Origin of the sequence: Streptomyces sp. NPDC005811 (assembly GCF_040630405.1) — a bacterium.
Lineage (GTDB): Bacteria > Actinomycetota > Actinomycetes > Streptomycetales > Streptomycetaceae > Streptomyces.
The window spans coordinates 60205-86979 of sequence record NZ_JBEXXK010000044.1 but is presented as its reverse complement, the minus strand read 5'-3'; the positions used below and the strand labels follow the sequence as shown (position 1 = coordinate 86979).

At 71.9% G+C, this 26775-nt stretch carries 27 protein-coding genes, 1 pseudogene and 1 riboswitch; of the genes and pseudogenes, 11 read left to right on the top strand and 17 right to left on the bottom strand.

Annotated features, from left to right (window positions below; genetic code table 11):
- Positions 1 to 43 precede the first annotated feature (43 nt).
- Genes ABZ490_RS36920 through ABZ490_RS36900 form a run of 5 tightly spaced genes read right to left on the bottom strand, consistent with a single transcriptional unit; the run spans position 44 to position 5113 of the window.
- On the bottom strand, positions 44 to 700 hold the full coding sequence (locus ABZ490_RS36920) for an ATP-binding cassette domain-containing protein (RefSeq protein ID WP_359000516.1): 657 nt from the start codon (positions 698 to 700) through the stop codon (positions 44 to 46).
- Entirely contained in the window at positions 693 to 1658 is a 966-nt protein-coding gene (locus ABZ490_RS36915; protein ID WP_359000513.1) for an ABC transporter ATP-binding protein, read from the bottom strand. The genes ABZ490_RS36920 and ABZ490_RS36915 overlap by 8 nt, the downstream gene beginning before the upstream one ends.
- Positions 1655 to 2542, bottom strand: a complete 888-nt coding sequence (locus tag ABZ490_RS36910) for an ABC transporter permease (RefSeq protein ID WP_359000510.1) — start codon at positions 2540 to 2542, stop codon at positions 1655 to 1657. The genes ABZ490_RS36915 and ABZ490_RS36910 overlap by 4 nt, the downstream gene beginning before the upstream one ends.
- Positions 2532 to 3500, bottom strand: coding sequence for an ABC transporter permease (locus ABZ490_RS36905; RefSeq protein WP_359000563.1), 969 nt, complete (start codon positions 3498 to 3500; stop codon positions 2532 to 2534). The genes ABZ490_RS36910 and ABZ490_RS36905 overlap by 11 nt, the downstream gene beginning before the upstream one ends.
- A 26-nt stretch (positions 3501 to 3526) precedes the next feature.
- Positions 3527 to 5113: an ABC transporter substrate-binding protein gene (locus tag ABZ490_RS36900; RefSeq protein ID WP_359000507.1), complete on the bottom strand. Its 1587-nt coding sequence runs from the start codon at positions 5111 to 5113 to the stop codon at positions 3527 to 3529.
- Between the two features lie 248 nt (positions 5114 to 5361).
- Between ABZ490_RS36900 and ABZ490_RS36895 the strand changes: the two genes are divergently transcribed.
- A complete protein-coding gene (locus ABZ490_RS36895) occupies positions 5362 to 6195 on the top strand; it encodes a hypothetical protein (RefSeq protein WP_359000504.1) in 834 nt (277 codons plus the stop codon).
- Positions 6192 to 6860 carry a class F sortase gene (locus tag ABZ490_RS36890; protein ID WP_359000501.1) on the top strand — a complete coding sequence of 223 codons (669 nt, stop codon included), beginning with the start codon at positions 6192 to 6194 and terminating at the stop codon, positions 6858 to 6860. Before ABZ490_RS36895 ends, ABZ490_RS36890 begins: the two co-directional genes overlap by 4 nt.
- Positions 6861 to 6865: 5 nt before the next feature.
- Here ABZ490_RS36890 and ABZ490_RS36885 read toward each other — a convergent pair whose 3' ends face one another.
- From ABZ490_RS36885 to tsaD, 3 genes are all read right to left on the bottom strand, one after another.
- Positions 6866 to 7675, bottom strand: coding sequence for a MucR family transcriptional regulator (locus ABZ490_RS36885; protein WP_359000499.1), 810 nt, complete (start codon positions 7673 to 7675; stop codon positions 6866 to 6868).
- A 110-nt stretch (positions 7676 to 7785) separates the two neighbouring features.
- A complete protein-coding gene (locus ABZ490_RS36880; RefSeq protein WP_359000560.1) occupies positions 7786 to 8358 on the bottom strand; it encodes a GNAT family N-acetyltransferase in 573 nt (190 codons plus the stop codon).
- Positions 8355 to 9404 carry a tRNA (adenosine(37)-N6)-threonylcarbamoyltransferase complex transferase subunit TsaD gene (gene tsaD, locus ABZ490_RS36875; protein WP_359000496.1) on the bottom strand — a complete coding sequence of 350 codons (1050 nt, stop codon included), beginning with the start codon at positions 9402 to 9404 and terminating at the stop codon, positions 8355 to 8357. The genes ABZ490_RS36880 and tsaD overlap by 4 nt, the downstream gene beginning before the upstream one ends.
- Positions 9405 to 9544: 140 nt before the next feature.
- On the opposite strand from tsaD, the gene cbiE reads away from it, so the two are divergent.
- From cbiE to ABZ490_RS36860, 3 genes are read left to right on the top strand one after another with little or no spacing between them, the layout of a single operon-like run.
- On the top strand, positions 9545 to 10819 hold the full coding sequence (gene cbiE / locus ABZ490_RS36870; RefSeq protein ID WP_359000493.1) for a precorrin-6y C5,15-methyltransferase (decarboxylating) subunit CbiE: 1275 nt from the start codon (positions 9545 to 9547) through the stop codon (positions 10817 to 10819).
- Positions 10816 to 11565, top strand: a complete 750-nt coding sequence (gene cobM / locus ABZ490_RS36865; RefSeq protein ID WP_359000490.1) for a precorrin-4 C(11)-methyltransferase — start codon at positions 10816 to 10818, stop codon at positions 11563 to 11565. The genes cbiE and cobM overlap by 4 nt, the downstream gene beginning before the upstream one ends.
- The gene (locus ABZ490_RS36860; RefSeq protein WP_359000487.1) at positions 11555 to 12007 is read left to right on the top strand and encodes a GNAT family N-acetyltransferase; all 453 of its coding nucleotides are present in this window, start codon (positions 11555 to 11557) and stop codon (positions 12005 to 12007) included. Before cobM ends, ABZ490_RS36860 begins: the two co-directional genes overlap by 11 nt.
- On the opposite strand, the gene ABZ490_RS36855 is transcribed toward ABZ490_RS36860, so the two are convergent.
- Positions 11994 to 13130 carry a cobalt-precorrin-5B (C(1))-methyltransferase gene (locus ABZ490_RS36855; RefSeq protein ID WP_359000483.1) on the bottom strand — a complete coding sequence of 379 codons (1137 nt, stop codon included), beginning with the start codon at positions 13128 to 13130 and terminating at the stop codon, positions 11994 to 11996. The two genes, ABZ490_RS36860 and ABZ490_RS36855, sit on opposite strands and share 14 nt — an antisense overlap.
- A gap of 18 nt (positions 13131 to 13148) precedes the next feature.
- On the opposite strand from ABZ490_RS36855, the gene ABZ490_RS36850 reads away from it, so the two are divergent.
- From ABZ490_RS36850 to ABZ490_RS36840, 3 genes are all read left to right on the top strand, one after another.
- Positions 13149 to 13919, top strand: coding sequence for a cobalt-precorrin-6A reductase (locus ABZ490_RS36850; RefSeq protein WP_359000480.1), 771 nt, complete (start codon positions 13149 to 13151; stop codon positions 13917 to 13919).
- A 191-nt stretch (positions 13920 to 14110) separates the two neighbouring features.
- Positions 14111 to 15196: a HoxN/HupN/NixA family nickel/cobalt transporter gene (locus ABZ490_RS36845; protein ID WP_359000477.1), complete on the top strand. Its 1086-nt coding sequence runs from the start codon at positions 14111 to 14113 to the stop codon at positions 15194 to 15196.
- A gap of 52 nt (positions 15197 to 15248) precedes the next feature.
- Positions 15249 to 15848: a cadmium resistance transporter gene (locus ABZ490_RS36840; protein WP_359000474.1), complete on the top strand. Its 600-nt coding sequence runs from the start codon at positions 15249 to 15251 to the stop codon at positions 15846 to 15848.
- Here the strand turns inward: ABZ490_RS36840 and ABZ490_RS36835 are convergent.
- The 3 genes from ABZ490_RS36835 to ABZ490_RS36825 are packed head-to-tail and all read right to left on the bottom strand — an operon-like array spanning position 15845 to position 19249.
- Positions 15845 to 17341, bottom strand: coding sequence for a precorrin-2 C(20)-methyltransferase (locus ABZ490_RS36835; protein WP_359000471.1), 1497 nt, complete (start codon positions 17339 to 17341; stop codon positions 15845 to 15847). The two genes, ABZ490_RS36840 and ABZ490_RS36835, sit on opposite strands and share 4 nt — an antisense overlap.
- A complete protein-coding gene (locus ABZ490_RS36830) occupies positions 17338 to 17982 on the bottom strand; it encodes a precorrin-8X methylmutase (RefSeq protein ID WP_359000468.1) in 645 nt (214 codons plus the stop codon). The genes ABZ490_RS36835 and ABZ490_RS36830 overlap by 4 nt, the downstream gene beginning before the upstream one ends.
- Positions 17972 to 19249 carry a cobalamin biosynthesis protein CobG gene (locus tag ABZ490_RS36825; RefSeq protein WP_359000556.1) on the bottom strand — a complete coding sequence of 426 codons (1278 nt, stop codon included), beginning with the start codon at positions 19247 to 19249 and terminating at the stop codon, positions 17972 to 17974. Before ABZ490_RS36825 ends, ABZ490_RS36830 begins: the two co-directional genes overlap by 11 nt.
- Positions 19250 to 19350: 101 nt before the next feature.
- Positions 19351 to 19426, top strand: a riboswitch (cobalamin riboswitch).
- 53 nt (positions 19427 to 19479) lie between these two features.
- Between ABZ490_RS36825 and cobN the strand changes: the two genes are divergently transcribed.
- Together cobN and ABZ490_RS36815 are read left to right on the top strand one after the other, a co-directional pair.
- Positions 19480 to 23064: a cobaltochelatase subunit CobN gene (gene cobN, locus ABZ490_RS36820; protein ID WP_359000465.1), complete on the top strand. Its 3585-nt coding sequence runs from the start codon at positions 19480 to 19482 to the stop codon at positions 23062 to 23064.
- Positions 23065 to 23365: 301 nt separating this feature from the next.
- Positions 23366 to 23594 (top strand): annotated as a pseudogene (locus ABZ490_RS36815) (ABC transporter ATP-binding protein); the annotation flags it as partial.
- Positions 23595 to 23706: 112 nt separating this feature from the next.
- On the opposite strand, the gene ABZ490_RS36810 reads toward ABZ490_RS36815, so the two are convergent.
- Positions 23707 to 24159 (bottom strand): Fur family transcriptional regulator, encoded by a 453-nt coding sequence (locus ABZ490_RS36810; protein ID WP_359000462.1) that lies wholly within the window; start codon positions 24157 to 24159, stop codon positions 23707 to 23709.
- A gap of 146 nt (positions 24160 to 24305) precedes the next feature.
- Between ABZ490_RS36810 and ABZ490_RS36805 the strand changes: the two genes are divergently transcribed.
- Positions 24306 to 24947 (top strand): superoxide dismutase, encoded by a 642-nt coding sequence (locus ABZ490_RS36805; RefSeq protein WP_359000459.1) that lies wholly within the window; start codon positions 24306 to 24308, stop codon positions 24945 to 24947.
- A gap of 294 nt (positions 24948 to 25241) precedes the next feature.
- On the opposite strand, the gene ABZ490_RS36800 is transcribed toward ABZ490_RS36805, so the two are convergent.
- Genes ABZ490_RS36800 through ABZ490_RS36785 form a run of 4 tightly spaced genes read right to left on the bottom strand, consistent with a single transcriptional unit; the run spans position 25242 to position 26637 of the window.
- Entirely contained in the window at positions 25242 to 25577 is a 336-nt protein-coding gene (locus ABZ490_RS36800) for a YnfA family protein (protein ID WP_359000456.1), read from the bottom strand.
- Between the two features lie 10 nt (positions 25578 to 25587).
- Entirely contained in the window at positions 25588 to 25956 is a 369-nt protein-coding gene (locus ABZ490_RS36795; RefSeq protein WP_359000453.1) for a hypothetical protein, read from the bottom strand.
- A complete protein-coding gene (locus ABZ490_RS36790; RefSeq protein ID WP_359000450.1) occupies positions 25937 to 26383 on the bottom strand; it encodes a MerR family transcriptional regulator in 447 nt (148 codons plus the stop codon). The genes ABZ490_RS36795 and ABZ490_RS36790 overlap by 20 nt, the downstream gene beginning before the upstream one ends.
- On the bottom strand, positions 26380 to 26637 hold the full coding sequence (locus tag ABZ490_RS36785; RefSeq protein WP_359000448.1) for a hypothetical protein: 258 nt from the start codon (positions 26635 to 26637) through the stop codon (positions 26380 to 26382). Before ABZ490_RS36785 ends, ABZ490_RS36790 begins: the two co-directional genes overlap by 4 nt.
- Positions 26638 to 26775: the final 138 nt, after the last annotated feature.

Sequence of the window (26775 nt, the reverse complement as noted above, 5' to 3'; positions counted from 1 at the left end):
GGTGGGGGTGCGGCTGAGGTCGGGTTGGCCCGGCGGCGCATGGTCAGCCTCGGAGTGTCTCCCAGTGGATGGTGCGGTCGCACCAGCGGTTGAGGAGGGTGCGGTCATGCCCTACGGCGAGCAGGCCCGCGCCGGTCGACCGTCGGTAGTCCTCGACTGCTCTGACCAGTGCGGCAGTTGTCGACGCGTCGAGCATCGCGGTCATCTCGTCGCAGATCAGCCAACGCGGACGCAGGACGAGGGCGCGGGCGAGGCAGGCGCGTTGGAGTTGGCCGTCGCTGACCTCGTGGGGGCGTCTGCCGAGAAGGTCCGTGGTCAGGCCGACGGTGGCGGCGAGTTCGGCGGCCCGCTCGGAGGGTGCGTCGCGGTGGCCCGAGGCGTGCAGGGGCTCGGCGATCAGGTCCCTGAGCCGCAGCCGGGGGTCTGCGGACAGTCTCGGCTGTTGGAAGACGGCGCCGAAGGCTGTGCGCTGTTCGCGGGGGGCGCGGTGGCGCCAGCGTCGGACCGGGCTGCCGTCGAGGAGGACGGTTCCGGAGTCAGGGCGGTGGAGGAGTGCGGTGACGCGGGCGAGGGTGGATTTGCCGCAGCCGCTAGGGCCGAGGAGGCCGACGGATTCGCCCGGCTCGACCGTCAGGGAGGCATCCCGAACCACGGGGCTGTGTCGGTCGTATCCGGCGGTGATGGCGCGCAGTTCAAGCACGGACGTCCTCTGAGATGTGCGGATGGTGGCAGGCGACGGTGCCGGTGAGAGGAGGCATCGCGGCGCAGGCGCCCGTTGCCCGGTCGCAGCGCGGTGCGAAGGCGCAGCCGTCGGGGAGGTCACCGAGTTCCGGGGGCATGCCGGGGATGGGGGTGAAGGCGCGGTCGGGCAGGGCGTTGAGCAGGCCGCGGCTGTAGGGGTGGCGGGGGCCGGGAGTGCCGAAGAACGCGTCGGCGTCGGTGATCTCGATGATGCGGCCCGCGTACATGACGGCGACCCGGTCGGCTATTCGTTCGGCGGCTGCCAGGTCGTGGGTGATCATCAGCAGGGCCCGGGCGCCGTCGTCGATGTGGCGGCGCAGTTCGTCGACCGTGTGTTCCACCAGGTCGCGGTCGAGTCCGGTGGTCGGTTCGTCGGCCAGCAGGAGAGGTGCGTCGCCGACGAGGGCGAGGGCGGTGGCGGCGCGTTGGGCGAGGCCGCCGGAGAGTTCGTGGGGGTGGCGGTCGAGGTGGTCGGAGGGGAATGCCGTCCGGGCTGCGGCTGCTTCGGTGGTCTTGCGTACGGCCGTGCGGCCTCGGACGTCCGTCAGCGCGGTGACCGTCTCCTCCAGTTGGGAGCGGATGGTGCGGACGGGTGTGAGGTGTGCGGCCGGACTCTGCGGTACGAGGCCGATGCGTCGGCCCCGTACGGTCCGAGACAGCGTCTGCTCGTCGGCGGCGAGCAGGTCGAGGTCGCCGAGGCGGGCCTCGCCCGCGGTCTGGGCGTTGGCCGGAAGCAGGCCGAGGAGGGCGGAGGCGAGGACGGACTTGCCGCAGCCGCTCTCGCCGATCAGGGCGAGGCATTCGCCGGCCGCGACGTCGAAGCGGGCGTCGGTGACCGCGGCGATGCGGCGACCGCCCGGCATCAGGAAGCGCACCGACATGCCGCGGACCGAGAGGATCGGGGGTGGCTGGGTCACAGCATGAGCTCCGATCGGCGGCGAGGGTTGATCCGTTCCCGCCAGGCTCCGGCGAGGCCGGCGATGGCGAGGGTGGGGATGATGATGAACAGGCCGGGGAAGAGGGTCGGCCACCACTGTCCGGCGAGCAGTGAGCCGCGTGCGCTCTGGATGAGGTTGCCGAGGCTGGCCATGTGGGTGGGCAGGCCGAGGCCGAGGAAGGACAGGGCCGACTCGTGCCACATGGCGTGCGGCACCATCAGTACGGCGGCCAGCGCGGCCTGGGGCAGCACGCCGGGCAGCAGGTGTCGTACCGCGACGCGCCACCGGGACGCGCCGCCGGAGACGGCGGCGTCGATGTAGGGGCGGGAGCGCAGGGACAGCACCTCCGCGCGCACGATCCGGGCCGTGGACAGCCAGTGGGTGAGGGCGACCGAGACCACCACCGGCCACACGCCGGGCCGGAACATGGCCACGATGAAGATGCCGAGCAGCAGGTGGGGCACGGACGAGAACGTGTCGACCAACCGCATGAGGCCGCGGTCCGCCCAGCCGCCCAGCGCCCCTGCGGCAGCGCCGACCGCGGTGCCGATCACGGTGGCCGTGAGCGCCGCGGCCACCCCGACCAGCAGGGAGACCCGCAGCCCGTAGACGCACCGCAGCAGCAGGTCCCGGCCGACGTCGTCCGTGCCGAACGGGTGTACCCAGGAGGGGGGTTGGAGTTTGGCGGCGAGGTCGACGGCCTGCTGGTCGAGCTGGACCAGCGGTGGCACGAGGAGCACGGCGAGCACCGTCGCGATGACCAGCGCGACGGAGGTACGCACCCGGATGGTCCGCGTGGAGCGGCGCGTCGTCCCGTGCGACCGCCAGATGGCCGGGTCGGGAGCCGGAGAGTCACATGTCACTGAACCTCACCCTCGGGTCGAACAGTCCGTAGAGCAGGTCGGCGAGCAGGTTGCCGGCGAGGACGGCGGCGGTGGCGAGCGTCGTGAGGGCGGCGAGGAGGGGGAAGTCGACGGCGGTGGCAGCCTCGACGGTGGCCGCCGCGATGCCCGGCCAGCTGAAGACGGTCTCCACCAGCAGGGCGCCGGTGATGAGTTCGGGGACGCGGGAGCCGATCAGCGTCAGTACCGGGAGCAGTCCGGAGCGCAGGGCGTGGCCGAGCAGGACGGTGTGTTCGCTCAGGCCCCGGGCGCGGGCGCCGCGTACCGGGTCCTCAGCGAGGGCGTCGGTGACTCCTTGGCGTACGTAGAGGGTGAACCAGGGGAGTTGAGATACGGCGAGCACCCCGGCGGGCAGGACCAGGTGGCTCGCTACCTGCCCCGGCGTGACCTGCTCGCTGGCTGTGTCCGTCAGGCCACCCGCCGGGAGCATGTCCAACTGGAGGGCGAAGAGCCAGACGGCCAGCAGTGCGATCCAGAAGACCGGTGCGGCTTCCAGGGTGTAGGCGAGCGAGGTGACGCCCCGGTCCAGCCAGGAGCCCGGCCGCCGTGCGGCCAGGACCCCCAGCAGGGTGCCGGTCAGCACGGCGGCCACGAACGCGACCGCGCACAGCAGTGAGGACCACACCAGGCGTTCGCCGATCACCTGGGCGACCGGCTGGCGCAGCACGCTGGACTGGCCGAGGTCTCCGCCGAGGGCGGAGGTCAGCCAGTGCCACCAGCGGGCGGTGACGGGCTGGTCGACGCCGAGGTTGTCGCGCAGCCGGTCCAGTGTTTCCTGGTCGGCGCCGAGGGCGGCGGTGCCGGCGTACGCCCGGACGGGGTCGAAGGGGGATGCGGCGGCGATGGCGAACACGCCGAAGGTGACGATCAGGAGGATGGGGGCGGCGAACAGCAGCCGCCTCCCCGCCAGGCGTGCCATCGCTCCCCAGGGCAGGGATGCGGCGGTCACTTCTTGGGCTGCCAGTCCTCGATGTTCCACCAGGGGCCGCTGGCGAAGCCGTGCTCGTGCGGTTCGAGCTGGGTGGTGAGTCCGTTCCAGCGGTCGGCGAGGACGTAGAGGTGGTCGATGTGGGTGAGGAAGGTGTAGCCGGGGTTGTTCACCAGCTCGCGCTGCAGCGTCTCGTACGCGGCTTTTCGCGTCGCCGTGTCCGAGCTGCGGCGGCCGGTGTCGAGGGCCTTGTCCACGCCGGGGTCGTCGTAGCGGGCCATGTTGTTGAAGCCGTCGCCGGCGAGGGAGGAGTGCAGGAGGGTGTAGAGGCCGAAGTCGGGGTCGCCGGTGCTGCCGAAGCCGGCAAGGACGGCGTCGTTCTTCATCCGCGGCTCGATGACCTCCCAGGTGGCGCTCTCCACCTTCACGTCGATGCCGGCCTTCTTGGCGTCGGAGGCGTAGGCGAGGGCGTGGTCCTGGCGGACCTTGTCGCCGGAGGGGTAGAGGAGCGTGAACGCGGCCCGTCGGCCGTCCTTGGCGCGGATGCCGCCGTCTCCGGTCTTCCAGCCGGCCTGGTCCAGGATCCGCTGGGCCTTGCCTATGTCCTGGGCGCGCTCGATGTCCTTGGCGAACCAGGGGTCGTCGACGGGGAGGGGCCCGTACGCGGGCCGGCCCGCGCCGTCGAGGATCTTGTCGACCATGGCCTTGCGGTCCACGGCGGCGTCGAGGGCCTGCCGGATCGCGCGGTCGGCGGTGACCTTGTTCTCCTGGGGGAGGGTGACGGTGCGGAAGTCGTAGGATTTGGCGTCGTACGTCTTCAGCCCGTTGTCGTTCTTGAAGGTGGCGGCGAGGTTGGGTGGGAGGATCGCGCCGTCGAGGTCGCCTGAGCGCAGGCGGGTGGCGCGTACGTTGTCGTCGGAGATGACGGCCATGGTGAACGTCTTCACCGTCGGCTTCCCGCACCAGTAGTTCGGGTTGGCCTTGAAGGTGAGTTTCTCGCCCTTGCTCCAGGTGGAGAGGACGTACGGGCCGGTGCCGACCGGCTTGGTGTTGAAGGAGCCGGTATTGGGGTCCTGCGCTCCGGCGATGTGCTCGGGGACGACGGGCAGGACCGTGCGCCCGGCGAACGGCGCGTAGGGGTACTTCAGCGTGAAGACCACCTTGTCGTCGCCGTCCGCCCGTACGTCCTTGATGGCGTCCAGTTCGCTGCGGGCGGTGTTGTTGGTCTTCGTGTCGAGGATCGTGTCGTAGGTGAAGACCACGTCGGCGGAGGTGAGCGGCTCGCCGTCGCTGAACTCGACGCCGTCGCGCAGGGTGTAGGTGTAGGTGAGCCCGTCGGCGGCCACCTCGGGGAGGGCCTTCGCCAGGGCGGGTCTCAGCTTCAGGTCGGCGTCGCGGGCGAGCAGGCCGTCGAAGATCTTGGAGTTGCCGTCCTTGCCGTAGCCGAGCAGGGGGCTGAGGGTGTCCGGCTCGGACGCCACCCCGATCACGACGGAGTCGGAGTCCTTGCTGCCTTCTTCACTGCTGCCGGGCGCCGAGCAGGCGGCGAGCCCGGTGACCATCGCCGCCGTGACGGCGGCACCTCGTATCCGACGGATCGTCATCAGCCTCACACCCTTGTTGCGATCGAACTGTTGTTGCGAGTTATGTGCGACAACAGGGCTACCCAAGGTCGGCGGGCGTCAGTCCGCTTCCCGCCCGAGGCAGGTCTTGGCGATGGGGTGTTGAACGCGCGCGAGTCTTCTTGCGTTAGATGGGTAACTGCGTATCGTTCGCAATAAGAGGCGGTGCCATGCGGAAGCCGTACGAGATGCGGTCACCCGGCTCCGGGGGCCGCGGAAAAGGAATGAACGTGACAGCCAAGCGCACCGCCCGTCTCGCGGTACTCGCCGCAATTCCGGCTGCCCTGCTCGGGGTGGCGGCCTCGGCCCCGGTGTTCGCGGAGGAGGACACCCCGGCCTACCAGATCGACCTGGAGCAGCTGAACGACTCCGGCTCCAAGGGGACGGTCCTGCTGAGCGCCCGCGGCACGGAGCTGACGGTGTGGATCAAGTCCGAGGGCATGGTGCCGGGCCAGCCCTCGGCGCAGCACCTGCACGGGTCCACCGAGGGGCACGACTTCGTGTGCCCGGACGACAGCGCCGACACCAATGGCGACGGGATCCTGAACAACACCGAGGCGACCGTCCACTACGGCGACATCAACATCGCGCTCACCGTCTCGGGCGACACCGACGCGGCGACCAGCGGGCTCGCGGTCGACCGGATGCCGGTGGCGGACAAGGAGGGGAAGATCTCCTACAAGCGGACCATCCCCGTCTCGCAGGACGTGATCGACCACATCAAGGACCTGCACGTCGTGCAGCACGGCATCGACAAGAACGGCAACGACAAGTACGACTTCGACGGCGCAGGCAAAAGTGAACTCGACCCGAAGCTGCCGCAGGAGGCGACCGCTCCGACCAACTGCGGCGAGGTCAAGGGCGCGGCGGTCGGGTCCGTCCCGGTCGGCGGGATCGAGACCGGCAGCGGGTCCTCCGGCGCGGGCGGCATGTCCCCGGGAATGCTGATCGGCACCGCCGCCGCAGCCTCGGCGACGGCAGCGGGCGTCTTCGTCGTCACGCGCCGGCGGATCGAGGCCACGTCCCGTGCCGCAGCGGCGGCGGAGACCGGGGGTGCCGCGTGAACCGCTCCGGCGGCAGCAGTACACGGGCGGAAGGAAGGCGGGGCCGCGCCGCTCTGATCGCCGCCGCAGCGGCGGTCCTGCTCCTCACCGGCTGCGCGGGCCAGGACACAGCGGGCTCGCAGACCTCTCCGGGCCAGACCACGGACCTGGGCACGGGCGGCGTTCAGACACCGGCTGCGGGCTCGGGCGGTGCCCAGGCCATCGCCGCCCTGGACAGGTCGGTGCCGACGAAGGTCACCATTCCCTCCCTCGGTGTGTCGAGCGCACTGGAGACGCTGGGGCAGAACGAGAAGGGGGCGATGACGACCCCGAAGGACCCGGATCTGGCGGGCTGGTACGAACCCGGACCCACCCCCGGCTCGGAAGGGCCCGCGGTGATCGCCGGGCACGTCACCTGGAACGGCGCGGACGCGGTCTTCAAGAAGCTGAAGACCGTCAAGGCCGGTGACACCGTCGAGGTCTCACGCGAGGACGGCAGGACCGTCACCTTCACGGTGGAGCGGGTCGAGGAGTACGAGAAGGCGGCGTTCCCCACCCTGGAGGTGTACAAGAACCTCGACTACGCGGGGCTGCGCCTGGTCACCTGCGGCGGCGAGTTCGACGCGGACCGGCACTACTACCCCAACAACGTCGTGGTGTTCGCCACCATGACAGCCGTCGCGTAGAGCGATCACCGTGCACCGATCCGGGCCGCCACCCACGGGATGCTGCGGCCGGTGGCTGCCGCCAGCTCCCGGAGCGTGGCGCCCTCGGCCGTCCGCTCGCGCAGCCACACCCTGATGTCCTGTGCGCCGACGCGTTCGGCGGCGGCACCGTCGTTCAGTCGGACGCGTGCGCGTCGCCCGTCGGCGGAGTTCTGTCCGCTGGGGCGGACGGGGATGCCGTACTCGGTCAGCAGCCGTCGCACCCGGTTCCTGCCGATGGCGAGGATGCGGGCCGTGTCCTCGATGCTGCGCTGCTGGTCGGCGTACACGGTCCGCAGCGCCTGCCCGAGGTCGGTGAATCCCCCGGCCCGCAGTGCGGCGGCCGTTCGTTCACCGGCGGCGCGGGTCTGGGTGCGGCGGCCCGCGTCCAGGCTTTCCCGCCGGGCCTGCCGTAGCTCCTCCGAGTCCGGTCGGCGCCGTGCGCCGGTGTTCCAGCGTCTGCGGGCCAGTTCGCCCGAGCGGGCCATCGCCCGTCCCGCCGCGAAGCGCGTCCGGGCTTCTTCCGACGCCCGGTATCCGGCGAGGCGGGTGCGGGACTGCTGCCGGGAGAGGGAACGCGCGCTGAGCGCCCGGGTGCGCAGCAGACCGAACTCCCGGCGGTACTCCGCCGCCGTCATGTCGTGGACACGGACATGCGCCCCGAGCGAGCGGAAGGCCCGCCCGCACACATGACAGACCACAGTGTCGGTCGCTTCGTCCCGGATCAGACGGCCGAAGTCGGGATGCCGGGCCCCGACGTCGGAATGCGGGGTCCCGAGGCCGTTTTCCACAGCCATGATCGGAATCCTCCAGCTTGGGCGGCCCCCGCCGACGACGACGGTGTGGCCCCGCTCGGTGAGGAGGCGGCGCCGGAGCCCGGCGGTGCGCAGGACGGGGCTTCGGGTTCTCAGAGCGGTTGGGGGGCCAGGGAGCGGGCGGGGTGGCGCGGTCCGAGGAAGACGGCGATGCCCTTGCCGTCGAGGGAGGGGTGGGTGGCCTGGGTCCAGCCCTGGCGGCGGTAGAAGGACATGGCCCGGGGCGACCGGACGGAGGTGAGGAGCCAGGAGCGGCCGTCGGGGGCGTCCGCCGTCACCGCCTCCAGCAGTTCGCCGGCCAGGCCCGTGCCCCGGGCCGCCGGACGGACCGCGAGTTCGTCGATCTCGCGGGCGCCGACCAGCCAGGCCATGGTGCGGTCGGGGCCGAGGCCGGCGGCGGCCTGGGGATAACAGCGGTCGGTGGGGAAGGGGGCGCGGGTCGTCCAGGCCGTGGCGAAGCCGACGACGTCCGAACCCGCGAAGGCGAGCGCGGCGGTGAAGCCGGGACGCCGGACGTCGTTGACCAGCCGGCCCAGGAATTCGATCGCCTTCTCCTCGTCCTCGTTCCACGGCGGCGCGCAGAACGCCTCGACGTAGACGTCGTGCAAGGCGCCTGAGTACGCGCGCACTTCGGCGCCCTTGAAGATGCGGATGTCGCTCATCAGGCCGCCACCGTCCCTGCCGAGACCGGGTGCAGGCAGGCGTACTCCAGAGGCGCCGACGGGTCGATCGACACGTCCAGCGGTGCGGGATCGACTCCGGCCCGTACGAGGAGGTCACCGACCGCGGCGATCATCGCGCCGTTGTCCGTGCACAGCTTCAGGGGCGGCACACGCAGCGTGATCCCGGCGGCCCGGCATCGCTCCTCGGCCAGCGACCGCACCCGGGAGTTCGCGGCGACCCCGCCCACCACGACCAGGGTCCCCACGCCGTACTCGCGACAGGCCGCAACCGCCTTGCGGGTCAGCACGTCGGCGACCGCCTCCTGGAGCGACGCCGCCCCGTCGGCCACCGGCAGCTCGCGGCCCACGTGCCCCTCGGCCCAGCGGGCGGCGGCCGTCTTCAGCCCCGAGAAGGAGAAGTCGTACGACCCCGGCAGCGGGCGGGGGAAGGGGACAGCGCGCGGATCCCCCGCGCACGCCACCCGATCGATGGCCGGACCACCGGGATACGGCAGCCCGAAGACCCGCGCGACCTTGTCGAAGCACTCCCCGGCGGCGTCGTCGAGGGTGTCGCCGAGGTGGACGATCGGATCGCGGGCCAGGTCGCGGACGAGGAGGAGGGAGGTGTGGCCGCCGGAGACGATCAGCACCATGCAGGGATCCGGCAGCGGGCCGTGCTCCAGGGTGTCGGCGGCCACATGACCGGCGAGGTGGTGGACACCGTACAGCGGCACACTCAGCGCGTAGGCGATCCCCTTCGCCCCGGCAAGGCCCACCTGGAGCGCACCCGAGAGTCCCGGCCCGGTGGTGACGGCCACGGCACCGACATCGGACAGCGCCAGGCCGGCCTCGTCCAGCGCCTGCCGGACGACCGGGCGCAGCGCGTGCAGGTGCGCCCGGGAGGCGATCTCGGGCACGACCCCGCCGAAACGGGCGTGCTCGTCCATGCTCGACGCCACCGCATGCCCCAGCAGCCGCCCGTCGCGGACCAGCCCGGCTCCGGTCTCGTCACAGGACGACTCGATGCCGAGCACGATCGGAGAAGCCATCGCCCACCCTTCCTGCACTCTGAAAGTTATTGCAAGTAGTGTGCAATAGGTCGGGTGGTCGTGTGTACCCCTTCAGGGGTGTGCAGGTCACCGCCCGTAGAGTGCGTGTTTGTCTGTCCCCGGACCCGAGGTGTCGAGCAGTGACCCCCGAACGCCCCGTCCTGCCCGCCGCCGTGACCGTCGTCGGGATCGGAGCCGACGGCTGGAGGGGCATCCCGGACACCTCCCGCACCGCCCTGCTCGACGCCGACGTCCTCATCGGCGGCCCGCGTCAGCTGGACCTCCTCCCGCCGCAGTGCACGGGGGAGCGGATCTGCTGGCCCTCACCCCTGCGGCCCGCGGTTCCCGGCCTCCTCGCCGCGCACACTGGTCGCCGGGTTGCCGTGCTGGCCAGCGGAGACCCCATGTTCTACGGCATCGGGCGCGCCCTCACCGAGGTCCTCGGCGCCGGTGCCGTGCACGTCCTGCCGCACCCCTCCTCCGTCTCCCAGGCTTGCGCGCGCCTCGGCTGGCCGCTGGAGGACGTCGAGGTCGTCACGCTCGTCGGCCGGCCCGTGGCCCGCCTGGCCGCTTCCCTGCACGGGGGCCGGCGGATCCTCGTGCTCAGCGCGGACGCCACCACTCCCGGTGAGGTCGCCGCACTGCTGCGGGACCGTGGCTTCGGGCCGAGCCGGATGCGGGTGCTTGAACAGCTCGGCGGTGCGAAGGAACGTACAACCGCCCCGGCCACCGCCGACGACTGGCGCGACGAGCCCTGCGACCCCCTCCACATCGTCGCCGTCGAGTGCCGCCGCGCCCCGGACACCCTGCGCCTCGGCGCCGCACCGGGACTGCCGGACCAGGCGTACGAACACGACGGCCAGCTCACCAAACGACACGTCCGCGCCGCCACACTCGGCGTGCTCGCGCCCGCACCCGGTGAATTGCTGTGGGACATCGGCGGCGGGTCGGGCTCGATCGCGATCGAGTGGATGCGCACACACCCCTCCTGTCGGGCGGTCACCGTCGAACGCGACCCGGTGCGCGCCGAACGCATCACCCGCAACGCCGACCGGCTCGGCGTACCGGGACTGTCCGTCGTCACCGGCGCCGCACCCGGCATCCTGGCCGAACTCCCGCCGCCGGACGCGGTGTTCATCGGAGGCGGCCTCACCGCACCCGGCCTCCTCGACGTCTGCTGGGAAGCACTGCCCGTCGGCGGACGCCTCGTCGCCAACACCGTGACGCTGGAGTCGGAGACGCTGCTCGCCGACGCCTACCGCCGCCACGGCGGTGAGCTGGTGAAGCTCGCGGTGGCGCACGCCGTGCCCGTGGGCGGCTTCACCGGCTGGCGGCAGGCGATGCCCGTCACCCAGTGGGCCGCCCGCAAAGCCGCCCGGACCACCGTCAACCCCCTTCCAGGAGCAGACAGATGACCGTGTACTTCATCGGCGCCGGTCCCGGCGCCGCCGACCTGATCACGGTGCGTGGCGCCCGTACGCTCGCCGCCTGCCAGGTCTGCCTGTACGCGGGCAGTCTGGTACCGCGCGAACTGCTCGCCGAATGCCCGCCGGACGCACGGCTGGTGGACACCGCCCAGCTCGACCTGGACGAGATCACCGCCGAGTTGATCCGCGCCCACGAGGAGGGGCACGACGTGGCGCGACTGCACTCCGGGGACCCGTCCGTGTTCAGTGCGGTCGCCGAACAGATGCGGCGCCTCGACACGGCCGGGGTGCCCTACGAGGTGGTCCCCGGCGTGCCCGCCTTCGCCGCAGCCGCGGCCTCCCTGAAGCGGGAGCTGACCGTGCCGACGGTCGGCCAGACCGTGATCCTCACCCGAGTCGCCCACCGCGCCACCGCCATGCCTGAGGGCGAGGACCTGGCCACCCTCGGCCGCAGCGGCGCGCTCATCGTGCTGCACCTGGCCGCCAAGTACGTGGACCGCGTGGTGGGCGAACTGCTGCCGCATTACGGCGCCGACTGTCCGGCCGCCGTGGTCGCCTACGCCTCCCGCCCGGACGAGGTGATCATCCGGGGCACGCTCGACGAGATCGCCGGGAAGGTGAAGGAGGCCGGAGTCCTGCGCACGGCCGTGATCATGGTCGGGCGGACGCTGGGCGCGGAGCAGTTCCGGGACAGCCACCTGTACTCGCCGGAGCGCGAGCGGCATGTCTGCTGACCTGGTGATCCGTCGGGCGGTCGCCGAGGACGCCGAGCGTCTCACGGGCATGGTGCATGCGTCCGGCGCATATCAGGGGCAGTACGCCCCGATCATCGTCGGGTACCGGGTCACGGCGGAGGACGTCGCCCGGCACGAGGTCTTCCTGGCCGAGGACGGCGAGGGGCGCCTGCTGGGCTTCTACTCCCTGTGGCCCGACGTCCCGGAGCTGGACCTGCTGTTCGTCGCGGACGATGCCCAGGGCAGGGGCATCGGCCGGCTCCTTGTCGAGCACATGCTCGACCGGGCCCGGCAGGTCGGCCTGAGCGGCGTCCGCGTGGTCTCCCACCCGCAGGCCGAGGGGTTCTATCGGAGCGTGGGCGCCGAACGGGCGGGAACAGTGCCTCCGACACCGCCGAAGGTCACCTGGGAACGACCGGAACTGTGGTTCAGGACCGGCTGACCGCAGGTCCGGCGACCTCGCTGCGACCCACGATCGTCCCCGCCCGGTCGATGCAGATCACGTCGACTGCGACGGGCGCGCCCCGCAGCACGGCCAGCGCCTCGTCACGGGCGGTGATGGCCACCAGGTCGCCGAGCGGGACCCCGGCCGCCGCGCACAGCTGGAGGGCGGCCAGTCCGGTGTTGGCGTCGGCCACCTCGGCAACCAGGGCCTCGTCCGCGCCGCCGTGCCGGGCCAGTTCGGCGAGGAAGCCCTTGTCGACCTGGGAGCGGGCGGAGTGCAGGTCCAGGTGGCCGGCCGCCAGCTTCGACAGTTTGGCGAAGCCGCCGCAGATCGTGAGGCGGTCGACGGGGTGGCGGCGGACGTACTTCAGTACCGCGCCCGCGAAGTCGCCCATGTCGAGCAGCGCGTCCTCCGGGAGGCCGTACGCGGCGACGACCGTCTTCTCCGAGGTCGAGCCGGTGCAGCCCGCCACGTGGGTCCGCCCGGCTGCCCGTGCCACGTCGACGCCGCGCCGGATGGAGTCGATCCACGCCGAGCACGAGTACGGCACCACGATCCCGGTCGTCCCCAGGATCGACAGCCCGCCGAGGATCCCGAGGCGGTGGTTCCAGGTGGAGCGGGCGATCTCCTCGCCATGGTCGACGGAAACGGTGATCTCCACGTCTGTGCTGCCGCCGTACGCGGCGGCGACCCGGGCGACGTGGTCGCGCATCATCTGGCGGGGCACCGGGTTGACGGCCGGCTCACCGACGGGCAGGGGAAGGCCGGGCCGGGTGACCGTGCCCACGCCGGGACCCGCCTTGAAAACGACACCGGTCCCTGCCGGCAGCCGCCGCACGCTCGCCCGTATCAGCGCCCCGTGCGTGACGTCCGGGTCGTCGCCTGCGTCCTTCACGACCCCGGCCATGGCGGCGCCGTCCGTCAGCTCCTCCGCCGCCAGGGCGAACGACGGCGTCTGCCCCCTGGGCAGCGTGACCGTCACCGGGTCGGGAAACTCGCCGGTCAGCAGCGCGGTGTACGCGGCCGTCGTCGCCGCGGTCGCGCAGGCGCCGGTGGTCCAGCCGGGCCGCAGACCGGTGTGCTTCAGCTGGGCGCCGCGCGCGCCCGTGGGCTCATTCATGAAGGGAACCGAACTCTCGTGCACGTGCTGATCCTGGGCGGCACCACCGAGGCCCGCCGCCTCGCCGAACTCCTGGCGGCCGACCCCTCGCCCGGGCTGCGGGTGACGACCTCGCTGGCCGGGCGGGTGGCCGCGCCCCGGCTGCCGCCCGGCGAGGTCAGGGTGGGCGGCTTCGGCGGCGCCGAGGGGCTGGCCGGGTGGCTGCGCGAGCACGAGGTGGACGCGCTCATCGACGCCACACACCCTTTCGCCGGGACCATCAGTTTCCACGCGGCACGGGCCGCCACTGCCGTCCATGTTCCCCTGCTCGCCCTGCGGCGCCTCGGCTGGGTCCCGGCGAAGGGGGACGACTGGCACGAGGCCGACTCGCTGGAACAGGCCGCCGCGCTGCTGCCCGCGCTCGGCCGGCGCGTCTTCCTCACCACCGGGCGCATGGGGCTCGCGACCTTCGCGAACCTCACCGACCTGTGGTTCCTCGTGCGGTCCGTGGACGCGCCCGAGCCGCCCACCCCGCCCCGCATGAAGGTGCTGCTCGACCGAGGCCCCTTCACCCTCGACGGGGAACGCGAGCTGCTGCGCGCGCACCGCATCGACGTCGTCGTGACGAAGGACAGCGGGGGAGCGGCCACCGCGCCGAAACTGACAGCCGCCCGGGAGGCCGGGCTGCCCGTCGTCGTCGTACGCAGGCCGCAGGCCCCCGAGGGCGTGCAGGCCGTGCAAGACGCGGAACAGGCGCTCCGGTGGGTCAGGCGGGGACGCGACCTGCGCACTTTCCCGGACACTGACTGAAAGCTGACACGGGCTTTACCGCCATCGACTTGTAGTTGCAACCCATACGCAGAAGCCTGGAAGGCGCGGCTGAAAACAGCCGTACGCCGAGAAGTAAGGCCCACGTCCCCATGACCACCGCTCCCGATTCCGCCAGCCCGGCCTCCCCAGCCGGGCGGGGCGGCATCTCGTGGCACCGCATCCGCACCTCCATGACCCGAAAGGAGTGGGCCAGTGTCGGAGGGATGGCCGCCTTCATCCTGGCACTGCACGTCATCGGCTGGTTCACGCTGGTCGCGATCGTCGCCCCGGAGCACTACAGCCTGGGCACCAAGACCTTCGGCATCGGCATCGGCGTCACCGCCTACACCCTCGGCATGCGGCACGCCTTCGACGCCGACCACATCGCCGCGATCGACAACACCACCCGGAAGCTGATGAACGAGGGCCAGCGCCCGCTGTCGGTCGGCTTCTGGTTCTCCCTCGGTCACTCCACGATCGTCTTCGCGCTCGCCTTCCTGCTCTCCCTCGGCGTCAAGGCGCTGGCCGGACCGGTCGAGAACGACGACTCCACCCTGCACAGCGTCACCGGCTGGATCGGCACCACCGTCTCCGGGACCTTCCTCTACGTCATCGCGATCATCAACCTGGTGATCATGGCGGGTATCTGGAAGGTGTTCCGGCAGATGCGCTCCGGCCACTTCGACGAGGCCGCGCTGGAGGAGCAGCTCAACAACCGCGGCTTCATGAACCGCATCCTCGGCAAGGTGATGAAGTCGATCACGAAGCCGTGGCAGATGTACCCGCTCGGTGTCCTGTTCGGCCTCGGCTTCGACACCGCCACCGAGATCGCCCTGCTGGTCCTGGCGGGTTCGGGCGCCGCCTCCGGGCTGCCCTGGTACGCGATCCTGTGCCTGCCCATCCTGTTCGCGGCGGGCATGTCGCTGCTCGACACGATCGACGGCTCGTTCATGAACTTCGCCTACGGCTGGGCGTTCTCCAAGCCGGTCCGCAAGGTCTACTACAACCTCACCATCACCGGCCTGTCGGTGGCCGTCGCGCTCATCATCGGCACGGTCGAGCTGCTGGGCCTGGTCGCGGAGAAGGCCGGCCTGCACGGCGCCTTCTGGGACTGGGTCTCCGGTCTCGACCTGAACATCATCGGCTACGTCATCGTCGGACTGTTCTTCGCGACCTGGGCGATCGCCCTGCTGGTGTGGAAGGTCGGCCGGATCGAGGAGAAGTGGACGGCGGGGCTGGCCCAGGGGCCCGCGCCCGTCGAACAGGGCGCCGAGTAGCACCGCGTAGAGTCGCCCGGGCATCGTCGTCCCCACCGGAACGGGCTGGTCAGTGAACCTGGGCATCATCGGGCAGGCCGTCGGCCTGTTCGCCGTCACCAACATCGACGACATCCTCATCCTGTCGTTGTTCTTCGCCCAGGGTGCGGGCGGGCGTGGCGAGGCCCGGCGGATCGTGCTCGGGCAGTACCTGGGCTTCGCCGCCATCCTTGCGGTGGCGGTCGCGGCGGCGTTCGGCGCGACCTTCCTGCCCGGGAGCGCGATCCCGTACCTCGGCCTGCTTCCGCTCGCTCTGGGAATCAAGTCCGCTTGGCAGACATGGCGAGGGCGCGGCGACGACACGGAAGAGGGCGAGGAAGGGCGTGCGGGCGGCCCGCGCCCGCTGGAGGTCGCCGCCGTCACCTTCGCCAACGGCGGCGACAACATCGGCGTCTACGTCCCCGTCTTCGCCACCGTCGGAGTCGGCGGCATGACCGTCTACACCGTCGTCTTCCTGGTCCTGGTCGGTGTGTGGTGCCTGGCGGGCCGGTTCTTCGCGACCCGGCCCGTCGTCGCCCGTGCCCTGAGCCGCTGGGGGCACGTCCTGCTCCCCCTCGTCCTCATCGCGCTCGGCGTGCTCATCCTCGTCGAGGGCGGCGCCTTCGGCCTCTAGGAACTGCCCTGCTCGGGATAGCGGCGCGGCGTCCAGACGACCTCCTCGCCGCTGCCGCGCCGTACGACCTGCGTCTGGGAGGAGCCGACCAGCAGGATCGTACGCATGTCGACCTCGGCCGGATCGAGGTCGGCCAGCCGCACGATCCGCACCCCCTCACCAGGGCCGCCGACGTCCCGGGCGACCACGACCGGAGTCTCCGGCGCCCGGTGCTCCAGCAGCAGGTCGCGGGCCTTGCCCACCTGCCACGTGCGGCTGCGCGAGCCCGGGTTGTACAGGGCCAGCACCAGGTCCGCCGAGGCAGCGGCGCGCAGCCGCTCGGCGATGACCTCCCAGGGCTTGAGCCGGTCGGAGAGGGAGATCGTCGCGTAGTCGTGCCCCAGCGGAGCCCCTGCCCGCGCGGCAGCGGCGTTGGCCGCGGTCACACCCGGCAGCACGCGCACCGGGACATCCTCGTACTGCTTCTGTGAGGCGGCCTCCAGCACGGCCGTGGCCATCGCGAAGACGCCCGGGTCGCCGCCGGAGACGACCGCCACCCGCCGTCCCCGTTTGGCGAGCTGGAGGGCGAACTCGGCGCGCTCGGCCTCGACCCGGTTGTCGGATCCGTGGCGGCGCTGGCCGGGGCGTACTGGCACCCGGTCCAGGTAGGTGGTGTAGCCGACCAGGTCGTCGGCGGCGGCGAGCGCGCCGCGTGTCTCGGGCGTCAGCCACAGCGGTCCGGCGGGCCCGGTGCCGACCACCACGACCTCCCCGTGCTCCCGTGCGGGGGGCTCGGCGTCGACCTGGCTCGGCAGGACGGCGACCGAGAAGTACGGCACCGACTCCGGCTCCACGGCGGCCAATTCGGCGAGGCGTTCGCCGCTCATGGTGGCCCGCTCGACGTACCGGGCCTCGCCCAGCCGCCCCGAACCCTCCAGCGCCCGCCGCACCTTGGTGAAGGTGCGTCCCAGCTTCATCACGACGGCCACGTCCGTCGACGCGAGCCGGGCGGTCAGCTCCTCCTCGGGCAGCGTGCCCGGCAGGATGGTCAGCACCTCCTCGCCTTCGGCGAGCGGGGTGCCCAGGCGGGCCGCGGCGGCCGACACGGAGGTGACACCGGGGATGACCTCGGTGTCGTAGCGGTCGGCGAGCCGCTTGTGCATGTGCATGTAGGAGCCGTAGAAGAGCGGGTCGCCCTCCGCCAGGACCGCCACGGTCCGGCCGGCGTCGAGGTGCGCGGCGAGCCGGGCGGACGCCTCGGCGTAGAAGTCGTCGATGGCGCCCCGGTAGCCGCCGGGATGGTCGGTGGTCTCCGTCGTGACCGGGTAGACCAGCGGCTCCTCGACGTGGTCGGCGCGGATGTGCTTCGCCGCGATGGAGCGGGCGATCGAGCGTCCGTGCCGGGCACTGTGGTACGCGATCACGTCCGCCTCGGCGATGACCTCCACCGCGCGCACGGTCATCAGGGACGGGTCGCCGGGGCCGAGCCCGACGCCGTACAGCTTCCCGCTCACTCTTCCTCACTCGCGATCGCGTTGAGCGCGGCAGCGGCGATGGCACTGCCACCGCGGCGGCCACGGACGACCAGGTGCTCCAGTCCGGACGGGTGCTCGGTCAGGGCGTCCTTGGACTCGGCGGCGCCGACGAACCCGACCGGGACACCGATGACGGCGGCGGGCCGGGGCGCGCCCGCCTCGATCATCTCCAGGAGGCGGAACAGCGCGGTGGGCGCGTTGCCGACGGCGACGACCGCGCCCTCCAGCCGGTCCCGCCACAGTTCCAGTGCGGCGGCGCTGCGCGTGGTGCCCAGCTCGGCCGCGAGCTTGGGCACGGCCGGGTCGGAGAGGGTGCACAGCACATCGTTGCCGACGGGCAGCCGCTTGCGGGTCACGCCGCTCGCCACCATCTGCACGTCGCAGAAGACGGGAGCGCCCGCGCGCAGCGCCTCCCGGGCGCGGGCCACCACGCCGGGCGTGTACGCGATGTCCCGCACGAGGTCGACCATCCCGCAGGCGTGGATCATCCGGACCGCGACCTGGCCGACATCGGTGGGCAGCCCCCCGAGGTCCGCTTCCGCGCGGATGGTGGCGAACGACTGGCGGTAGATCGCCGCGCCGTCCTTCTCGTACTCGAACACCGTGCTCCTACTGGTCATGCGTACGGGCCGCCGCCACAGCGGCGGCGAGAGCGGAAGGGGCGTCGGCCGTGAACGTGGTCAGGACACGGCTGGTGCGGACGACGGAAATCCGGTAGCCGCCGTCCGGGGCGGCGACGACGTCCACGTGGTCGCCGCGCGGCCGGCCGCAGCGCCGCTCGCAGCCGGACCAGTACGCCGGGAGCCCGCCGCCCGCTGTGAGCGCCGCTGCCGCCTCCGTGCGGACATCCGCCCGCGACGTGGCGCAACCGGGCCGTCCGATGCAGGCGCCGACGCCGAGCCAGGGGGAAGCCGGGCCGGTGATCAGACCGACGGCGTCGAGCCCGGGGAGCCGTTCGGCAGGGACCAGGGGGAGGATCACCCCGCGCCACGGGGTGATGCGCAGTTCGCCGGACGCGGCGGCTGTCACCTCGGCCCACTGGGCGGCGGTGAGACGGCCCAGCGGGGCGAGCACACTGAGACTCGTCGTGCCGTCGGGGCGGGTGACCGGACCGGGCGGCGGTTCCCCGGCCCGGGGCCGGGCAGAGGCGCCCCGGACCTCCGGGGTCCGCAGGCGCCGTGCGACCTCCCGCGCCAACTCCTCACCCGATCCCGGTAGTTCAGCCACTCTCCAGGCCTGGCCGGCACTCGCTTCCAAGAAGACCTCGGCGGCCAGCAACGCGGCCCGGGGCGCGTTCTCGGCGTCCACGAGCGCGGCGGAATCCGACGACCCGATCCGCAGCCACGCGCCCCCGTCCGGCGTGGCCTCCAATGTCACGTCCGCACCCAGCGCCGCCACGTCCCCGCGCCCGTCGTCGAGCGCGAAGAGGAACCGCCCGGACAGCCCGGCCGCGGCCTCACTCGCGCAGACGAGCCCGTCCAACTCCCGCAGCCACGCCCGGACATCGGCGAATCCGTGCCCGTCCAGCCCGGACAGCGGCGACGCCACGACGTTGCGCACCCGCTCGTGCCGCCACGACGGCAGCAGTCCGGCCGACTCCAGCCGCTGCGCCAACTCGGCACCACAGCCCGTGGGCAGCCCACGCAGCTGGACGTTGCCCCGCGAGGTCAGGTGCAGCTCCCCGTCGCCGAGTTCCTGCGCCACAAGCCCAAGCGCACCGGCCTGATCGACCCGCAGCGCACCCCCGGGAACGCGGATCCGGGCGAGTGCGCCGTCGTCCGCCGCGTGCAGGCGCAGCGCACCCGGGCAGGCGTCACCGCGGTCCCGTGAGACGGCTGTGGCCTGGGACGACGGTGGGAGGGATGGCGTGGACACGGCGGCGAGCATACCCACCATCCCGCCGAATGTATGCCCCGCCCTCTCCCGGTGACCCTTACTATGCTCCTCGGCGGATCACCTGGTCCGCCACCGCCACGACGGCGACAGGGGAGGAAGCCGGTGCGAATCCGGCGCGGTCCCGCCACTGTGAGCCCACCCCGCCCGGGGCAGGTGAGTCAGGAACTCCCGCCGTCCGACACCGCCCGGGGCGCGGACACCCCGAGGAAGGCCGACGCCGCATGATCCTTCTGCTGTCGACGTCAGACACCGACCTGCTCAGCGCCCGTACGGCGACCGGACCGGTGCCCTACCGCTTCGCCAACCCGGCCCGCCTCCCGCTCGACGACCTCCCCGCCCTCCTCGACGGCGCCGACCTGATCGTCGTACGCCTCCTCGGCGGTCTGCGCGCCTGGCAGGACGGTCTCGACCTGCTGCTCGCCGACGACCTGCCGGTCGTCGTCCTGACCGGCGAACAAGCCCCGGACGCCCAGCTGATGGCCGCCTCGACCGTCCCGGTCGGAATCGCCGCCGAGGCCCACGCCTACCTCGCCCACGGCGGACCGGCCAACCTGGAGCAGCTCGCCCGCTTCCTGTCCGACACGGTCCTGCTGACCGGGCACGGCTTCGAGGCTCCGGCGCCCGCGCCGGCCTGGGGCCCGCTGGAGCGCCCGGAGCGCGACACCCCCGGCTCCGCGACGGTCGCGGTGCTCTACTACCGGGCCCACCACATGAGCGGCAACACCGCCTTCGTCCACGCACTGTGCGACGCCATCGAGGAGGCGGGCGCCCGTCCCCTCCCGCTGTACGTGGCCTCCCTGCGCGCCCCCGAACCCGAGCTGATCGAGAAACTGCGCGCCGCCGACGCGATCGTCACCACCGTCCTGGCCGCCGGCGGCACCAAGCCCGCCGAGGCATCGGCCGGCGGAGACGACGAGTCCTGGGACGCGGGCGCCCTCACCTCCCTCGACGTGCCGATCCTCCAGGCCCTGTGCCTGACCGGCTCCCGCACGGCCTGGGCGGAGAGCGACGAGGGCGTCTCGCCCCTCGACGCCGCAAGCCAGATCGCCGTACCCGAATTCGACGGCCGCCTGATCACCGTGCCGTTCTCCTTCAAGGAGATCGACGCCGACGGCCTCCCGGCCTACATCGCCGACCCCGAGCGCGCGGCCCGCGTCGCCGGGATCGCCGTACGCCATGCGCGACTTCGGCACATCCCGGCCGCCGACAAGCGCGTGGCGCTGGTCCTGTCCGCGTACCCGACCAAGCACTCCCGGATCGGCAACGCCGTCGGCCTGGACACGCCCGCCAGCGCGGTCGCCCTGCTGCGCAGGCTGCGGGAGGAGGGCTACGCCTTCGACGAGGTCCCGGGGATGGCCTCCGGCGACGGCGACGAACTGATCCGCGCGCTGATCGAGGCGGGCGGCCACGACCAGGACTGGCTGACCGAGGAGCAGGTGGCCCGCAACCCGGTGCGGATCCCGGCGGCGCACTACCGGCGCTGGTTCGCCACGCTCCCGGAGGAGCTGCGGACCGCGGTCGAGGAGCACTGGGGCCCGGCTCCCGGCGAGATGTTCGTCGACCACAGCCGCAACAAGGAGGGCGACATCGTCCTCGCGGCCCTGCGCTTCGGCAACCTGCTCATCCTCATCCAGCCCCCACGCGGCTTCGGCGAGAACCCGATCGCCATCTACCACGACCCGGATCTCCCACCCTCCCACCACTACCTGGCCGCCTACCGCTGGATCGCCGCCCCGCAGTTCGAGGGCGGCTTCGGCGCGGACGCGATGATCCACCTCGGCAAGCACGGCAACCTGGAGTGGCTGCCCGGCAAGAACGCCGGCCTGTCCGCCGCCTGCGGCCCCGACGCCGCCCTCGGCGACCTCCCCTTGGTCTACCCCTTCCTGGTCAACGACCCCGGCGAGGGCACCCAGGCCAAGCGCCGCGTCCACGCCACCCTCGTCGACCACCTAGTCCCGCCGATGGCCCGCGCCGACTCCTACGGCGACATCGCGCGCCTGGAGCAACTCCTTGACGAGTACGCCCAGATCTCGGCCATGGACCCGGCCAAGCTCCCGGCGATCCGCGCCCAGATCTGGACGCTCATCCAGGCCGCCAAGCTGGACCACGACCTCGGCCTGGCCGACCGCCCCGGCGACGACGGCTTCGACGACTTCCTCCTGCACGTCGACGGCTGGCTGTGCGAGGTCAAGGACGCACAGATCCGCGACGGCCTCCACGTTCTCGGCAACCCGCCGCGCGGCACCGACCGCGTCAACCTCGTCCTGGCCATCCTGCGCGCCCGACAGATCTGGGGCGGCACCACCGCCCTCCCCGGCCTGCGCGAGGCCCTCGGCCTCGACGAGTCCGCGGCGACCCGCACGACCGCCGACGAGGCGGAGGACAAGGCCCGCGCCCTCGTCCAGGCGATGGAGGACGCGGGCTGGGACCCGACCGCGGTTCCCACCGAGCACGGCGAACAGGTCGCCGCCATCCTGGAGTTCGCCGCCCGCGAGGTCGTCCCGCGCCTCGCCGCGACCACCGCCGAACTCGACCACACCGTCCACGCGCTGGCCGGTGGCTTCGTACCGGCGGGCCCCTCCGGCTCACCGCTCCGCGGCCTGGTGAACGTCCTGCCGACCGGCCGCAACTTCTACTCCGTCGACCCCAAGGCCGTCCCCTCCCGCCTCGCCTGGGAGACCGGACAGGCCCTCGCCGACTCCCTCCTCGCCCGCTACCGCGCCGACAACGGCGACTGGCCCACCTCCGTCGGCCTCTCCCTCTGGGGCACGAGCGCGATGCGCACCGCCGGCGACGACGTGGCCGAGGCGCTCGCCCTGCTCGGCGTCCGACCCGTCTGGGACGACGCCTCCCGCCGTGTGACCGGCCTGGAACCCATCCCCTACGAGGAGTTGGGCCACCCCCGCATCGACGTCACCCTGCGCATCTCCGGCTTCTTCCGCGACGCCTTCCCGCACACGATCGGGTTGCTGGACGACGCCGTACGCCTGGCCGCGTCCCTGGACGAACCGGCCTTGGTGAACCACGTACGCGCCCATGTCCAGGCCGAGTTGGCGGAGCACGGCGACGAACGCCGGGCCACCACGCGCATCTTCGGCTCCCGCCCGGGAACGTATGGCGCCGGACTGCTCCAGCTCATCGACTCCCGCGACTGGCGCACCGACGCCGACCTCGCCGAGGTCTACACGGTCTGGGGCGGCTACGCCTACGGCCGCGAACTCGACGGCCGTCCGGCGCGCGAGGAGATGGAGACGGCGTACAGGCGGATCGCGGTCGCGGCGAAGAACACCGACACCCGCGAGCACGACATCGCCGACTCCGACGACTACTTCCAGTACCACGGCGGCATGGTCGCTACCGTCCGCGCCCTGCGCGGCACCGCCCCCGAGGCGTACATCGGCGACTCCACCCGCCCCGAGACGGTCCGCACCCGCACCCTCGTCGAGGAGACCTCCCGCGTCTTCCGCGCCCGGGTCGTCAACCCCAAGTGGATCGAGGCGATGCGCCGCCACGGCTACAAGGGCGCCTTCGAGCTCGCGGCGACGGTCGACTACCTGTTCGGCTACGACGCCACCACCGGCGTGATCGCCGACTGGATGTACGACAAGCTCACCCAGACCTACGTCCTGGACCCGGCCAACCGAGAATTCCTCCAGCAGGCCAACCCCTGGGCCCTGCACGGCATCGCCGAGCGGCTGCTGGAGGCGGAGTCGCGCGGGATGTGGGAGAAGCCCGACCCGGCGGTGCTGGAGGAGCTGCGGCAGGTGTACCTGGAGACGGAGGGTGACCTGGAGGGCGGCGAGTGAGGCACACGGCCGCCCTTATTGCATGTAAGTTGCAATAGCAGACTCCTTGCAGAAAGGGCAGACCCTGCGCGACACTGTCACTCGGGCGCGGGGCCCGTCTTGCCTGACAAGTTCGACCTGCGGATGCCGTCCCGCGCCCCCTGCCGGGCTGTGCGCTTGCCTCCTCATGCCTGCGAATCGGTTGTGATTCCGGCCGGCGCCTGGGTGCTGATCGCCGTCGGGCAATCATTGGGGGCCCGCGCGGCCTGCTCCACCTCGCGGAGGTCGTGAGCCGTCCTTCCGGGGCCTCGGCCGGCTCTGTGAACTGTCCGGCCGCCGCGCCGACCTGCTTTCCGGCGGCCGGCGCCGGCAACTCGCCCTCGCCTGCACCCTGATCACCCGCCCCCCGGCTCCTGCTGCTGGGCGAGCTGACGGAGGGCATCCAGCCGTCGGTCGTGGCCGAGGTCGAGAAGACGATCCTCGCCCTCGCCCGGCGCGGCGGGCTCTCCGTCCTCCTCGTCGAACAGCACGTCGGCTTCGCGATGCGCGCCCACGAGAAGGCCGTACGGACGGCGCTCAGCGTGTGACAGCCGACCACTGAGCGGGCCCTCGACCGCGAGACATCCGTCTCCGGCGAGGGCCCGCTCGATGTTCTGGCACGGCTCAGCCGCCGCACTCGGGACAACGCCCGTACACCAGCAGCGACCCCGAAGCATCCGGCCGCAGCCCGGTCAGCTCCTCGATCCTGCCCACGGCCTCCCTCAGGCGCTCGTGTGCGAGCCCCTCCACCTCGCCGCAGTCCTGGCAGACGAAGTGATGGTGCGGCTCTCCGGGGACGCAGTAGCGCGTGGCGCCGGGACCGTGCACGGCGTACGTCAGCCCGACCGCCGTGAGGGTCTCCAGAGTGCGGTAGACCGTGGTGGGGTGCACGGGCGGCCCGCTCCGGCTCAGCTCCTCCCATGCCTCCGCGACGGAGAGATGACGCGCCGAAGCGGCGAACAACGCGACGATCTGCAGGCGCCCCGGGGTGCAGCGCAGTCCGTGCCGCCGCAGCAGAGCACGGGGTTCGGTCGGCACCACCGTGTCGTCGCGCGCCGACTGTGCGACCCCGCTCACCTCGCTCCCTCTCTCGAAGTCCGGCATCCTGCGCCTCCCGCGACACGGCACGTGGTCCTAGGACCAACGCCTGATCGGCAGTGCGCCTCTCTTGCTGCTAGCGTGCAGTTGCACATGAGTGGCAATTATGTCGGAGGATGTTGGACATGGCGGTGTACACGCTCCCGGAGCTCCCGTACGACTATGCGGCGCTCGAACCGGTCATCAACCCGCAGATCATCGAGCTGCACCACGACAAGCACCACGCGGCCTATGTGAAGGGCGCGAACGACACGCTGGAGCAGCTCGCGGAGGCCCGGGACAAGGAGTCGTGGGGTTCGATCAACGGCCTGGAGAAGAACCTGGCGTTCCACCTCTCCGGGCACATCCTGCACTCGATCTACTGGCACAACATGACCGGCGAGGGCGGCGGCGAGCCGCTGGCCGCCGACGGTGTCGGTGACCTGGCGGACGCGATCACCGAGTCCTTCGGCTCGTTCGCGGGCTTCAAGGCCCAGCTGACCAAGGCCGCCGCCACCACGCAGGGTTCGGGCTGGGGCGTCCTCGCCTACGAGCCGCTCAGCGGGCACCTGATCGTCGAGCAGGTCTACGACCACCAGGGCAACGTCGGCCAGGGCTCCACCCCGATCCTGGTCTTCGACGCCTGGGAGCACGCCTTCTACCTCCAGTACAAGAACCAGAAGGTCGACTTCATCGACGCCATGTGGGCCGTCGTCAACTGGCAGGACGTGGCCCGGCGTTACGCCGCCGCCAAGGAGCGCGGCGACAGCCTGCTGCTCGCGCCCTGAGCGCATGAGAACGTCCTGCTCGTGATCGTCTTCTCAACCTTCACTTGCAGGCGGTAGGACGGAGGGCTCCCGCGAGGACGTGACTCGCGGGAGCCCTCCGGTTTCTCTTCGATGTGAAGAGGCGTCAGGTGACGGCGGATGCGGCCGACAGCAAGTGGTCGCCGGTGCCCAGGCATAAGCAGACCGCCGCGTCGTCCTGCGCGTCGGCCGTGTGGGGCCACTGTGGATTTCAACAGAGTGGGGAGTTGCAACGAGCGCAGCCCATGCTGTCGGGTGTCCAGGGCGATGCGTGGATCAGTGGCTGCGGGGGGCGTACATGATCACGGCCATGCCCGCGAGGCAGACGAGGGCGCCGATGACGTCCCAGCGGTCGGGGCGGTAGCCGTCGGCGATCATGCCCCAGGTAATCGATCCGGCGACGAAGATGCCGCCGTAGGCGGCGAGGATGCGCCCGAAGTTGTCGTCGCTCTGAACTGTGGCCACCACGCCGTACAGACCGAGAGCGATGACTCCGGCGCCGATCCAGATCCAGCCCTTGTGCTCGCGGATGCCCTGCCAGACCAGCCAGGCGCCGCCGATCTCGAAGAGGGCAGCGACGGCGAACAGGGCAACAGAACGAGCGATCGTCATACCGCCGGACCTATCGTCGGCCCGCGGTCGTGATCTCCAGCGGGTCCCCAGATTTCGTGCCGTGGCACCCGCCCTCACCATCGGTCTTGGCTGAGCAGGAGCAGGAGCAGGAGCAGGAGCAGGAGCAGGAGCAGGAGCAGGAGCAGGAGCAGGAGCAGGAGCAGGAGCAGCGGCGCTGGCTGAGCCACCAGGTTCCAGCGGCGAGCACGGCCAGGACGACAGCGACGGCGGGCAGCCAGCCCACCACCGCCCCGGCGCCGACGACACCAGCCGCGATCAGGACGGGCAGCGCGCAGCACGCCACACAGGCCAGGGCGGCCAGGCCCCCCAGGACCTTCGGGGTGCGGTACGAGCGGGGGTCAGCAGCAGGGTCCGGCATGGCGGTTCTCCTCGGCGAGGTCGGTGAAGGGGATGGGACAGCAGGCGCTTCCGGCGCAGACGGTCAGGTCGTCGCAACCCGCCCCGACAGCCGTCGCCAAGGCGGTGCGGATGGTGGTGAGATCGGCGATCCTCGCGTCGACCTCGGCGAGCTTGGCCGCGGCCCGCTCTTGGAGCCCCGCAACGGGGCGGCCGTGCCGATGACGGCCGGCCTCCAGCAGCTCGGCGACCTCCTCCAGCGTGAACCCGAGGCGCTGGGCGGCCTTGATCACCCGCAGCGCGGTCACCGCCTCCTCGTCGTACAGGCGGTGGCCGCCGTTGCTGCGTTCCGGCTCGGCCAGCAGACCGCGCCGCTCGTAGTAGCGCAGGGTCTGGACATTCACCCCGGCCGCCTCGGCGACCTGCCCGCTGCGCAGGCCCGCGCTCACTGCTGCACCCGTGCGGTGCGTGCGGCGAGAGCGTCCAGGACCGTCTCGTGCACCGGGTCCACCGCGATGTCCAGACCGATCAGTTCCTCGCCCGGGGCGGTGGTGAAGGTGAAGAACGTGCAGCAGCCGCTCTCCCGTGCCACCAGGTCCTGAACCCGCTCCTCGACCCTGGGGCCGCCGGCGAGGTCCAGGCGCAACCGGAGCGGCTCGGGCCTCGACGACGAGGTCAGCCGCTCGGAAAGGGCGCGTCCCACTCCGCGACCCGCAGGGGCCGCTCCTCGGTGGGCAACGTGCAGGACTGCGGCACCCACGCCAGATCACTCATCGCACTCACTCCCGTCATCACATCCCCCTGGGCGGGGACACCTCCGACGGTAAACCTGTACCTGGGT

Excerpts from the sequence above, each read along its gene's own strand:
- ABZ490_RS36905 (WP_359000563.1), bottom strand. The coding sequence starts at position 3,500 with ATGGCACGCCTGGCGGGGAGGCGGCTGCTGTTCGCCGCCCCCATCCTC.
- ABZ490_RS36900 (WP_359000507.1), bottom strand. The coding sequence starts at position 5,113 with ATGACGATCCGTCGGATACGAGGTGCCGCCGTCACGGCGGCGATGGTC.
- ABZ490_RS36885 (WP_359000499.1), bottom strand. The coding sequence starts at position 7,675 with ATGGCTGTGGAAAACGGCCTCGGGACCCCGCATTCCGACGTCGGGGCC.
- tsaD (WP_359000496.1), bottom strand. The coding sequence starts at position 9,404 with ATGGCTTCTCCGATCGTGCTCGGCATCGAGTCGTCCTGTGACGAGACC.
- cobM (WP_359000490.1), top strand. The coding sequence starts at position 10,816 with ATGACCGTGTACTTCATCGGCGCCGGTCCCGGCGCCGCCGACCTGATC.
- ABZ490_RS36860 (WP_359000487.1), top strand. The coding sequence starts at position 11,555 with ATGTCTGCTGACCTGGTGATCCGTCGGGCGGTCGCCGAGGACGCCGAG.
- ABZ490_RS36855 (WP_359000483.1), bottom strand. The coding sequence starts at position 13,130 with ATGAATGAGCCCACGGGCGCGCGCGGCGCCCAGCTGAAGCACACCGGT.
- ABZ490_RS36845 (WP_359000477.1), top strand. The coding sequence starts at position 14,111 with ATGACCCGAAAGGAGTGGGCCAGTGTCGGAGGGATGGCCGCCTTCATC.
- ABZ490_RS36830 (WP_359000468.1), bottom strand. The coding sequence starts at position 17,982 with ATGACCAGTAGGAGCACGGTGTTCGAGTACGAGAAGGACGGCGCGGCG.
- ABZ490_RS36825 (WP_359000556.1), bottom strand. The coding sequence starts at position 19,249 with ATGCTCGCCGCCGTGTCCACGCCATCCCTCCCACCGTCGTCCCAGGCC.
- cobN (WP_359000465.1), top strand. The coding sequence starts at position 19,480 with ATGATCCTTCTGCTGTCGACGTCAGACACCGACCTGCTCAGCGCCCGT.
- ABZ490_RS36805 (WP_359000459.1), top strand. The coding sequence starts at position 24,306 with ATGGCGGTGTACACGCTCCCGGAGCTCCCGTACGACTATGCGGCGCTC.
- ABZ490_RS36800 (WP_359000456.1), bottom strand. The coding sequence starts at position 25,577 with ATGACGATCGCTCGTTCTGTTGCCCTGTTCGCCGTCGCTGCCCTCTTC.
- ABZ490_RS36795 (WP_359000453.1), bottom strand. The coding sequence starts at position 25,956 with ATGCCGGACCCTGCTGCTGACCCCCGCTCGTACCGCACCCCGAAGGTC.